General features: G+C 60.1%; 8 protein-coding genes. 6 read left to right on the forward strand and 2 right to left on the reverse strand.

The genetic code is table 11. The features are described from left to right. Positions 1-11 precede the first annotated feature (11 nt). The 6 genes from glk (at position 12) to GSVR_RS06115 (ending at position 8347) form a co-directional block, all read left to right on the forward strand. Entirely contained in the window at positions 12-1010 is a 999-nt protein-coding gene (glk, locus tag GSVR_RS06090) for a glucokinase (RefSeq protein WP_173202259.1), read from the forward strand. A gap of 143 nt (positions 1011-1153) precedes the next feature. Then, on the forward strand, positions 1154-3910 hold the full coding sequence (locus tag GSVR_RS06095; RefSeq protein ID WP_173202260.1) for a glucosidase: 2757 nt from the start codon (positions 1154-1156) through the stop codon (positions 3908-3910). Positions 3911-4022: 112 nt separating this feature from the next. Continuing rightward, positions 4023-4322 carry a transposase gene (locus GSVR_RS06100; protein ID WP_173202482.1) on the forward strand — a complete coding sequence of 100 codons (300 nt, stop codon included), beginning with the start codon at positions 4023-4025 and terminating at the stop codon, positions 4320-4322. Further along, complete coding sequence (locus GSVR_RS06105; RefSeq protein WP_203978876.1) at positions 4319-5173, forward strand: IS3 family transposase; 855 nt, start codon at positions 4319-4321, stop codon at positions 5171-5173. Before GSVR_RS06100 ends, GSVR_RS06105 begins: the two co-directional genes overlap by 4 nt. A 271-nt stretch (positions 5174-5444) precedes the next feature. Continuing rightward, a complete protein-coding gene (locus GSVR_RS06110; RefSeq protein ID WP_173196731.1) occupies positions 5445-6932 on the forward strand; it encodes an alpha-amylase family glycosyl hydrolase in 1488 nt (495 codons plus the stop codon). Next, positions 6929-8347 carry a hypothetical protein gene (locus tag GSVR_RS06115; protein WP_173196733.1) on the forward strand — a complete coding sequence of 473 codons (1419 nt, stop codon included), beginning with the start codon at positions 6929-6931 and terminating at the stop codon, positions 8345-8347. The genes GSVR_RS06110 and GSVR_RS06115 overlap by 4 nt, the downstream gene beginning before the upstream one ends. Positions 8348-8694: 347 nt before the next feature. On the opposite strand, the gene GSVR_RS06120 is transcribed toward GSVR_RS06115, so the two are convergent. Then, positions 8695-9654: a flippase-like domain-containing protein gene (locus GSVR_RS06120; RefSeq protein ID WP_173196735.1), complete on the reverse strand. Its 960-nt coding sequence runs from the start codon at positions 9652-9654 to the stop codon at positions 8695-8697. A 334-nt stretch (positions 9655-9988) separates the two neighbouring features. Next, positions 9989-11287, reverse strand: a complete 1299-nt coding sequence (locus GSVR_RS06125; protein WP_173196737.1) for a sulfotransferase — start codon at positions 11285-11287, stop codon at positions 9989-9991.

Raw genomic sequence — 11287 nt, forward strand, 5'->3', positions numbered from 1 at the left:
GAGGAGGAATCATGCTCGTTCTGGCAGGTGATATCGGCGGGACATCCACCCGGCTCGCCTATTTCGATTCCGAGCGGGGCATGGGGACGCCGCTGGCGGAAGAGCGCTTCCCGAGCCGCGAGGCCGGGAGCCTGGAGGAGATCGTGCTCCGCTTCTCCGGTGAGCACGGGCTGGCGGCAGAGCAGGTCTGTTTCGGCATTGCCGGTCCGGTGCGCCACGGCCGGGTCAGGACGCCGAACCTGCCCTGGAGCGTGGATGCCGCCGTGCTGGCCCGCACGCTGGGGATCGGGGAGGTCCTGCTGATCAACGATCTGGAAGCGAACGCCTACGGGATCGATCTGCTGGGACCGGCGGATCTGGCGGTCCTCAACAAAGGGATCGCCGAGCCTGCCGGCACCATTGCCGTGGTCTCGGCCGGCACCGGCCTGGGGGAGGTGGTGGCCTACTGGGACGGCACCGCCCACCGCCCTTTACCCAGCGAAGGGGGGCACGCCGACTTCGCCCCCCGCACCGAACTGGAGGCGGAGCTGCTCTTTTACCTGCGGGCGGTCCATGGCCGGGTCAGCACCGAGCGGGTAGTTTCCGGTCCGGGCCTGCGCAATATCTATCAATTCCTGCGTGATGCGCGCCACCAGCCGGAAATCCCGGCCGTTGCCGAAGAGATGCGGCGCAGAGATCCCTCGGCAGTCATCACCGGGGCGGCCTTGGCAGGCGAGTGTCCGCTCTGCATGCAGGTGCTCGACCTGTTCATTTCCCTGTACGGTGCCGAGGCGGGCAACGTGGCGCTCCGCTCGCTCACGACCGGCGGGATTTATCTGGGGGGGGGAATCGCTCCGAAGATCATCGAACGGCTCAAAGGGCCCGGCTTCATGCTGGCCTTTGCCGCCAAGGGGCGCTTGAGCCCGCTGCTGGAGACCATCCCGGTGCGGATCATCCTCAATGATCGGGCCGCGCTGCTGGGGGCGGGACAGTGCGCCCTCCTGCGGGAAGGGCAATATCGAGGACAATAAAGCGACACTCAGACACAGAGAGCACAGAGAACACGGAGAAAACAAACAATTTACAGCGATGCACAGGAGGATTTTTCCGTGCCTTGGATGACTCTGTGGCGAGGTGTGCAGAATTCGGACAAAAAATATTCGGGAGGAACGTCATGAAACATTCCGATCCGCTGTCCACTACCGCCGAAAAGCAGCGCCTTCTGGAAACACGCGAAAGGAACGTTCCCTGGCGGATGTGGGGGCCCTACCTCTCCGAGCGGCAATGGGGGACGGTGCGGGAGGACTACAGTAAAAACGGCGATGCCTGGAATTATTTCAGCCACGATCAGGCCCGTTCCCGGGCCTACCACTGGGGCGAGGACGGACTGGCCGGCGTGAGCGACGACCACCAGGTGCTCTGCTTCAGCGTGGCCCTCTGGAACGGCCGGGATCCGATCCTCAAGGAGCGTCTCTTCGGGGTCACCAACAGCGAGGGGAACCATGGCGAGGATGTGAAGGAGTATTACTACTACCTGGACAGCACCCCGACCCATTCCTACATGAAGTACCTCTACAAGTATCCCCAGGCCGCCTATCCCTATACCGATCTCGTGTCCACCAACACGAGGCGCGGCCGGAACGAGATGGAATACGAACTGATCGATACGGGGCTTTTCTACGGCGACCGCTATTTCGACGTATTTGTCGAATATGCCAAGCATACCCCGACCGATCTCCTGATCCGCATCACCATCTGCAACCGCGGCCCCGAGGCCGCTGAACTGCAGCTCCTGCCCACGCTCTGGTTCCGCAATACCTGGAGCTGGAAGGGGGGGGGATCGAAGCCGGCTCTCGGGAAAGCCGAAGGGAGCGGATGCAGCGTCATATCCGCCGTTCACACCGATGAGCTGTTCCGCAAGTCGCTGGAAAAGTATTTCCTCTACTGCAAGGGAGATGCCCCGCTTCTGTTCACCGAGAACGAAACCAACAACGAACGGCTTTTCGGCACCGTCAACCTCTCTCCTTACGTCAAGGACGGTATCAACGACTACGTAGTATCGGGGCGGCAGGATGCCGTCAATCCGAAGCAGACCGGTACCAAGGCCTCGGCCCAGTATCGCCTGAAGGTGGCGGGCAAAGGGAGTACCCAGGTCCTGCTGCGGCTCAGTACCACCCCCCCCGAAACCATGGGCAGGCCGTTCGACAGCGCCTTTGAAGAAATTTTCGCGGCCCGCCTGGCCGAAGCGGACGAGTTCTACGGCTCCATCACCCCTCCCTCCGTCAGTCCGGACGCGGGGCTGGTGATGCGGCAGGCCCTGGCAGGCATGCTCTGGAGCAAGCAGTACTTCTATTTCGACGTCAACCTGTGGCTCGACGAACACGACATAGATCCGATGAGCGTCAAGGGTACAATGTTCCGCAATAGGGAATGGTTTCACATGGTGAATGACGACATCATCTCCATGCCCGACAAGTGGGAGTATCCCTGGTATGCCGCCTGGGATCTGGCCTTTCACACCATTGCCCTCTCCATGGTCGATCCCGATTTTGCCAAGGGCCAGCTGGAGCTGATGACCAGCGCCGAATACTTGCACCCCAGCGGACAAATCCCTGCCTACGAATGGAACTTCAGCGACGTGAATCCGCCGGTCCATGCCTGGGCCTGTCTTTTTCTCCACCAGATGGAAAAACTGGAAAAGGGGGAGACGGATATCGATTTCCTCAAGCGCTCCTTCAACAAACTCGCCATGAATTTCACCTGGTGGGTGAACCGGAAGGACCGCTTCGGCAGGAACGTCTTCGAGGGGGGCTTCCTGGGGCTGGACAATATCGGCGTTTTCGACCGGAGTGCGCCGCTGCCCACCGGCGGCTATCTGGAACAGGCCGACGGCACCGCCTGGATGGCGCTCTTCTGTCAGAATATGGGAGAACTGGCCGCCGACCTGGCGAGCCATGACCCGGCTTACGAGGACATGGCGGTCAAATTTTACGAGCATTTTCTCTGGATCGCCGCTGCCATGAACCGGATGGGAGGGGGGGAGATCGGCCTGTGGGATGAGGAGGACGGTTTTTACTACGATCTGCTCAGGAAGCCGGACGGGAGTGCCACGTTGCTCAAGGTGAGATCTATGGTGGGGTTGCTGCCCCTGTGTGCCACCACGGTGATCGAGAAGTACCAGCGAGACCGGTTCCCTCGCGCAACGGAGTACATCGCACATCGCTTGAGTCAGATGCCCGAACTGCGGGCCAGCATACATGCCACCGGTCCGGGGCATTTCGGCGTGGCAGAACGGGGGATCGTGGCCCTGGTGAACCAGGAACGGCTCCGCCGCATCCTGACCCGGATGCTTGACGAGAACGAGTTCCTGAGCCCGTACGGGATCAGGTCCCTTTCTCGCTACCATCTGGAACATCCTTATGTGACGGAGGTCCGCGGGGAACGGTTCCAGGTGCAGTATTTGCCGGCCGAGTCGGACAGCGGCATGTTCGGGGGCAACTCCAACTGGCGCGGCCCGATCTGGATGCCGGTCAACGGGCTCATCATCCGGGCGCTCCTCCAATATTATCTCTATTACGGCGACTCCTTCACTATCGAGTGTCCCACCGGTTCGGGGAATATGATGAATCTCTTCGAAGTCAGCAAGGAGATCTCCGACCGCCTCACCCGCCTTTTTCTGCGGGACGAAAACGGTCGTCGCCCAGTCTTCGGCGGTGCGCAGAAGTTCCAGAGCGATCCCCACTGGCGGGACAACATCCTCTTTTATGAATATTTCCACGGAGATAATGGCGCGGGGCTCGGCGCCAGCCATCAGACCGGCTGGACCGGACTGGTGGCCAGGCTGATCAGGATGTACGGCCGCATGGATCCCAAGGTGCTGCTCGAACAGGGTAAGAGGATATTCGAGCAGCGGGAAAAACCGGGATTCTGAGCCGTGAAGGTTATTGAAAAACGGGCATCTCGCCGCCATCCTTGTCAGCCACCTGAGCTATCTTCACATTTGAGGACACACCTTATATCCTAACGGACCAGGAGGGTGTGTCATGAGAATGAACCGAAAATACGATGCCGAGTTTAAAGCTGAAGCGGTGAAGCTGGTTTTGGAAGACAACCGCACCATTCGCGAAGTTGAAAGCAGTCTCGGGATCACGCATGGAGTCTTAAAAGGATGGATCCGGAAACACCGTGACCAGCAGGATCCGGCTATAGCCAGTCAAATATCTGCCGAAGCAGAGCTTAAGCAACTCCGCAAAGAGAACGAGCAACTCCGTCGGGAGCGTGAAATCCTAAAAAAAGCTGTGGCCATCTTCTCAACGGATCCGCATCGTTATTCGGGTTCATAACCGAGCACCGCTCCGAATTCGGAGTGAAGGAGATGTGCCGAGTTCTGGGAGTGACTCGGAGTTGGTACTACGCCCATGCGGCCGGCCGAGTAACGAATCGGCAGCGCGAAGACCAGGCGTTGTTGCCAACGATCAAATCAGCCTTCGAAGAGAGCGACAAAACATATGGCGCGAAACGGATTACCCATAACCTACGGCAGTTAGGGCGGCGCGTCGGTAAAAACCGCATCTGGCGCCTGATGCGAGAAAACGGCCTTAAAGTCAAGACGACGCGGAAGTTCAAGGTTACAACGAATTCAGATCACAAGCGTCCTGTAGCGGACAATCTGGTGAAGCGTCAATTCTCCGCTGACGCTCCCAATCGGCTCTGGACCGGCGACATAACGTACATTGAAACGGTCCAGGGCTGGCTGTACTTGGCAGTGGTCCTCGATGTATTCTCCCGCCGGATCGTGGGCTGGAGCATGAACAAACGCATGACGGATGATCTTGTTATAGCTGCCCTTACCAATGCGATAGTCAGGCGTCGGCCGTCACCAGGATTCATCTTTCACACGGATCGTGGTTCGCAATATTGCAGCAAACGGTTTCGTGCCGTGGTCGGGAAAGCAGCTGGCATCCAAAGCATGAGCGGAACCGGATGCTGCTATGACAATGCAATTACGGAGACCTTTTTCTCCACATTGAAGAGAGAACTGATTTACCACTGCTCCTTCACGACCCGGCAAGAAGCACAGAGCCGGATATTTCGTTACATCGAAGGTTTCTACAACCGCAAGAGGATTCACTCTGCGATTGGCTATCTCACTCCTGAACAGTTTGAGCAGCAGGAGCTAAAGATGGCAGCATAGAATTTTGAGTGTGTCCTCTATTGCGAAGACAGGTCAACCTTGTGACTTCGGCCTCAGCCCTCTCCCTATCCCTCCCCCGGAGGGGGAGGGCATTCTGTTCCCTCTCCCTTCGGGAGAGGGTGGCTAAAGGCCGGGTGAGGGCCTCCGCGGGGCTTCCTGCGGGTGCGACGATCTACCCATTTTTGAACAACCTGGGAATTTCGACAGCCTGTTACGGCTGACCGAGACTCGAGAGATCACGGATTCAGATTGGATGAAACGAGGTGAAACCATGGCTCTTTGGCCGAAGTATCCGATCGTGTACGAGATCAACACCTGGGTCTGGCTTCAGGAACTGGGGCAGCGGCAGAAAGCTCCGATGACACTGGCCGATGTCCCCGGCCGTGAATGGGACGATATCGCTTCGCTGGGCTTCGATGCGGTCTGGCTCATGGGGGTATGGGAGCGGAGCCCGGCGGGCATCCACATCGCCATGGGAAACCAGGGGCTCCTGGCAGACTTCCGCCGGGCGCTGCCCGATTTTACCGGGGCGGACAACGTCGGTTCACCCTACTGCGTCCGCCGGTATGAAGTCGATCCCCGTCTCGGAGGAGCCGAAGGACTGGCAATTGCCCGCAGGGAACTTGCCAGCCGCGGTATGCGCCTGATCCTCGATTTCATCCCGAACCACGTGGCCCCCGACCATCCCTGGGTTTCCGACCATCCCGACTACTTCATCCAAGGGGATTACGGCGATGCGGTGCAGGAACCGGCGGCCTTCATCACCACCGGGGGATACGTGTTCGCCTGCGGGAAAGACCCCTATTTCCCGGCCTGGCCCGACGTGCTCCAGCTCAACGTCTTCAGTGCCGCGCTCCGCTCGGCGGTCGTCGAAACCCTGATCTCCATTGCCGGCCAGTGCGACGGGGTGCGCTGCGACATGGCCATGCTCGTCATGAACGACATCTTCCAACGGACCTGGGGGGAGCGGGCCGGAGTACGGCCCAAGGGCGAATACTGGCCGGAGGTGATCGGTGCCCTGCGCGCCGCAAACCCTGGCTTCCTCTTCATGGCCGAGGCATACTGGGACCTGGAGTGGGAGCTGCAACAGCAGGGCTTTGACTTCTGTTATGACAAGAAGCTTTACGACCGGCTGGAGCATGGACCGGCAGAGAGCGTACGGCTGCATCTCTGCGCCGAGCCGGCCTATCAGGAACGGTTGGTCCGTTTCATCGAAAACCATGACGAACCCCGGGCAGCAGCGGTATTTTCGCCGCAGAAGGAACGTGCCGCGGCGGTTGTGGCCACGACCCTGCCGGGAGCGACACTGCTCCACGAGGGGCAGCTTTCGGGGCGGGAAATCCGGCTGCCCGTGTTTCTCGGGCGTCGCCCGGACGAACCACCCGATGCGGATCTGCGGTCGTTCTACGTCAAACTGCTCGATGCGGTCGCCCGATCCGGGATGAGAAGCGGCGAATGGCGCTTGTGCGGAAGGGAAGGGTGGCCGGACAACGGTTCCTTTCAAAACCTGGTGGCATGGTGCTGGGTAACGGAGGAGGCCCGCTTCCTGATTGTCGTCAACCTGAGCGACAGCGCCTCCCAGGCCCGCGTGTCGGTGCCGGGAGAGGAAATCCGTGGCAAGAACTGGCGCCTGATCGATCTTTTGAGCTATGAAACCTGGGATCGGGAGGGGGACGAGATGGCAGGAGCAGGGTTGTACGTCGACCTGGGGCCGTGGCGCTGCAACCTTTTCCGCTTGCAGCTTCTGAAAAACGCATGAGTAAAAACGGCCTGAATCCTGATAGCGATCGAACCGGCGGCGGACGGCGCCGGATAGATAGCAGGAGGGACCCGCAGCGTCACAGCCCGTTGTCGTTGCTGGCGGTTTGCGGATCGGCGGCCTTCCGCTGCGCGATTCCGATCCTGGCGGCAGCCCTATGGTTGATCTCCAGCGGGTCGGCCAGCGGGGCCGGCAGCGATAACGGAGCCGGCAGCAGCCCCGCCCCCACCGAAGAGGCCTCCGAGTACCGCACCCCCCTGGCAGGGGAGCCGTTGAGCACCACCCTGTTCGGCAGGAACATTGACATCCCCCCCCGCAATCGCGACAACAATTTCTCGGTGGTGGTGGGGAGCACCTTCTTCACCACCCGCCTGGCAGGAGACGATTTGCTGCCGATCGGCTCCCTCTACTGGAAGCACCGCTGGGACGCTACCCGTGTCAGGGGGATTTTCAGTCTCTTCGTCAACGAGTTCGATCTCTCCAATACGACCGGAAAGCTGCAGACGCTCCTGCATTTCGACAACAACACCATTCCCTTTTCCGATGAGGAGGTGGTCGACGGCAAGAATGTCAGGGAGACCTCCATCATTCGGGGGACTGCCAACGGGCGGATGGGGCTCGGTCTGCGTGTGCCGGTATATCCGTATCAGACGGACAACGATTTTCGGGTTCAGTTATTCTGGCAGGGGGGATATCTCTACAGCAACCCCACATCCGATACCGGCAGTCAGGTTTCGCTCCCCCCCGATACGATGGTGGTCGGACCCTTTTTGCGGGTGCGCTACGACGGCCTGCGCCGCAATCTGATGGAACTGCCGCACCGTGGTCTTGCTTTCGGGTTGGATGCCGAGCTGATGCGCAGGGGTACCTGGTCCGACGCCAATTATGGCGGCGCCGTCTTTCCCGGAAACCAGACCCGCGATTACTCGAAGCTTTCGGGATACATCATGGCGGCAGGGGGTATTCCGGGCCTGTCGGAAAGGAATCGCCTGATACTGAGCTGTTATGGAGGCTTTGCTCCCTCCGGCCTGCTCGACCGTTTTTCGGCCTTCCGCATCGGCGGTGGGCCGTTTCCGACCGAGAGCGACGACCTGTACCGCCAGGTCTATCCGGGGGCAACCTTCAACCAGTTTCCGGCCTCGCAGTATCTGGTGGGCTCGGCAGAGTACCGGCGGGAACTGCTTTTCTTCATGTACCTGCATTTCCGCTTCACCTACGCCTGGGTCGACCGTGTCCTTTTCACCGATCCGGCACGCCTTTCCGAACAGGACCGCGGCAGGGCCTTTTCCGTGGGACTTACCAGCGGTTTCTTCTGGAACTCCCAGCTCTTCGTCGAATACTCCTACGACACCAGCATTCTTCACAACGGTTCGCCGGGGAGTGCCCTGCTGTTCCTCTGGTCCAAGGAACTGTAAACAGGTCGCTGAAAAACAGCCATCTCGCCGCCGTCCTCGTCAGCCCTCTTGTGGCCTAAGCCTTCGGGCGCCTCCGCGGGGCCTCCTGCGGGTGTGACGATCTGCCAATTTTGAACAACCTGAATTTCAACAGCTTTTATAAGAGAAATTGGCTTTCATTGCCCTTGATCTGCGGCGCTGGACTGCCTGGGGGCCTGAAAGAAGCCGGGGCCCCAACGTCGCCCGGATGCGGCACGTGTTGTGTCGGCTGGCCCTCCGTCGAAACGCCCCATGCCGCCACGCTGCAAGGGCAGAGGCCTTTCAGGTGCACAGGCAGGGAGGCGTCGCGGATCAAGGGGCAAGCGATATCACTTCTCCAGTGCCAGCCCCACCAGCCCCAGCAGCAGCCAGAACGCTTCGCGCAGACGGCGGATGATGCTGAAGGCTCCCCCCAGGACCGCTCCCAGGTTAAAGCCGAGGGTGAGCAGCACGTTGCCTCCGTCCTGGATTCCCAAGGAAGCCGGGATCATGAACCCCATGGCCGAAAAGATCATGGCCAGCCCGTCCAGGCAGAGCGCCTCTCCCCACCCGACCGGATGACCCATCAGGTCGAAGATCAGAAATACTTCCGCTGCCAGCAGCACCCATCCCAGGAAGAAAATGGCGAAGCTGGCCAGGATGCGGCCGGGATGCTCGCGGTAATAACCGGCCAGATCCGCATCGAGAAGCGCCAGGTCCGTTTCCCTGTCCCGTATCAGGGCCGGGCTCATCCCGAACTTTTTCAGCAGCCGGACCAGCATGGTGCACGGATTGCTGCGCTGAACGAGCACGAAGACCACCGCCAGCCCCGCCAGGAAAAGGCCGGACAGGACGAGGCCCCACAGATGAAGACCGTTGGAAGCGAGCATGAACGGGGCGAGGGCGATGCACACGAAGATGTACAGGACCAGGCTCAAAAGCTGTAAGCCCTTTTGGATGATCAGCGAAACGGTCGCATCTCGCCAGGGGGTGCCGAGGGCATGGAGGCGCACCGCCTTGAAGGGTTCCCCCCCCAGCGAGGCGGTGGGGGTGAGCTGATTGAGGGATTCTCCTGCCAGGCGAAGCATGAAGAGCCGCCACAGCGAGGGGCGTTCCCCCTCCGTGACCAGCAGCACCTTCCAGGACACGGCGTTCAGAAGGTTCGAGACTCCGTACGGCACCAGGATCAGGGGCCAGTAATGCCCGATACTCTTCACGTAATGTCCCAGATCGGACCATCCGATCTTCTTCAGCATGGCATACAGAAAGATGGCGGCAATGGGCAGCAGGATCAGGTTAAGGCGGCGCATGGTGATGGGAAAGGCTCCTGTTCGGAAAAACACCGCGGAAAAAGTGGCTAGAGTTACGGCATTGTTGCATTGATCTTTAATGGAACATGGAAAAAGCGGAAAAAACGGGAAAAGACAGATTAGTTGCTGAACCGAATTTGTTTTCCACGAACGAATGTATCCGCCGTTACCGTGGGTCCATTGCCGTTTGGCACCGACGCAGGGAGGAAACGTACTGAAATAGGGAAGCTTTCAGGCGCTGATGTTTGTCGTTCATAACTCCCCGTCAGGACGTTGATGAAAATTCAACCGGCAACCCGCCGGAGCGTCCCGCCCCTTAGGATAAGGACAGGGGTTACCGCTCCGGAGCGATGCCGTACTGGTCCGTGTAGAAACGGAACCTGTTCCACTCCGTTTCGCGGTCCAGACCGAATTCCTCCAGGGTGTAGCGATGGATGCCATGCTTGTCTTTCGGGTTTTCGGCAACGAAACGCTGCATGGCTGCCTCGGCCTCACTGGTCAGTTCTCGCTCGAAATGCCGGTAAATGCCGCGCACCACCTCCATGGGGTCACGCTTCAGGTCGGGGTAGCGCACATCGAAGAAGCGTTTTTCCAAGGCCGGATTGTCCCGGCGAAGCTCCAGGGCCAGGCGGGTGCTCCCTTCCCAGCGCAGGGAAACCTCCAGGCCGATCCCTTCCCGCTTGAAACGGTTGGTGAACGGAGCCCGCAGGACCTGCGCCAGGCTGGCGCAGGAGGGCAAGACCTTGAGCGGATCACGGTGGGTCTGGACGATATCCGCATCAGGATAGACCTGCAGCAGCGCATCGAGCGCCATCAGATGGCTCGGCGCCTTGAGCACCCAATGGGTGCCGGGGCAGCGCCATTGCAGCTGTTGCAGGAATTGCCGGTGAAAGGCATAGGCCGGGCGCTTGTCCTGCCGATCATGCCAGGCGCGGTAGGAATAGACCTGGTACATGCTCTCGAAGACATAGCTCATGAAGGAATGATCGGTGATGGCGATGCATTCCTGGGGGTAGCGGGCATGGATCAAGTGGAATTTCTCGAATTCCGGCATCAGGACATCGAGCCACTTCAGTTGCCGTTCGGTCCGGGCGATGCGGGGATCGCTGTCGTAGGAATCCCGCTTGGGAGGAGGGGAGGGGTTCATGACCTCCCAAATCTGGGGTGCGCGGCAACGGGGATCCTGCGCCAGCAGCGTATGCAGAAAGGTCGAGCCGCTGCGGGGAAGACCGGTGATGAAGAGTGGACGCCGGATCGGCTGCTCAGCGATCGCGGGATTGCGCCGGCGGTCCTCCGCAATGCGCAGCCTGTTGCAGAGCATGCGCACGATTTCGGAATGCACGCAGATGCGCCCGATCAGATTGAGGTCGGCATCGGCTTCAAATGAGCGCAGCAGGATACGAAAGGGTTCGTGAAACGAGTCGCCCCCGAAATCGTCCAGGCCCGTGAGCCTGCGGCTTTTTGCCAGGAGGACCTCCGGGTCCAGACTGAAGAACTGGCGGCCATCGTGCAGCGCGATCCGGCTGAAGGCATTGATGCGGGGCAGCAGGGCCGAGCCCAGGCGGCACAGGGTTCCGTGTGCGCTGGGCATCACAAGCAGGTTTTGACTGTGTGGCTTGTTCTCTTGATGCAT

The sequence above is a fragment of the Geobacter sp. SVR genome (assembly GCF_016865365.1).
Taxonomy (GTDB): Bacteria; Desulfobacterota; Desulfuromonadia; order Geobacterales; family Pseudopelobacteraceae; genus Pelotalea.

Excerpts from the sequence above, each read along its gene's own strand:
- glk (WP_173202259.1), top strand. The coding sequence starts at position 12 with ATGCTCGTTCTGGCAGGTGATATCGGCGGGACATCCACCCGGCTCGCC.
- GSVR_RS06120 (WP_173196735.1), bottom strand. The coding sequence starts at position 9,654 with ATGCGCCGCCTTAACCTGATCCTGCTGCCCATTGCCGCCATCTTTCTG.
- GSVR_RS06110 (WP_173196731.1), top strand. The coding sequence starts at position 5,445 with ATGGCTCTTTGGCCGAAGTATCCGATCGTGTACGAGATCAACACCTGG.
- GSVR_RS06095 (WP_173202260.1), top strand. The coding sequence starts at position 1,154 with ATGAAACATTCCGATCCGCTGTCCACTACCGCCGAAAAGCAGCGCCTT.
- GSVR_RS06125 (WP_173196737.1), bottom strand. The coding sequence starts at position 11,287 with ATGCATCAAGAGAACAAGCCACACAGTCAAAACCTGCTTGTGATGCCC.
- GSVR_RS06100 (WP_173202482.1), top strand. The coding sequence starts at position 4,023 with ATGAGAATGAACCGAAAATACGATGCCGAGTTTAAAGCTGAAGCGGTG.
- GSVR_RS06115 (WP_173196733.1), top strand. The coding sequence starts at position 6,929 with ATGAGTAAAAACGGCCTGAATCCTGATAGCGATCGAACCGGCGGCGGA.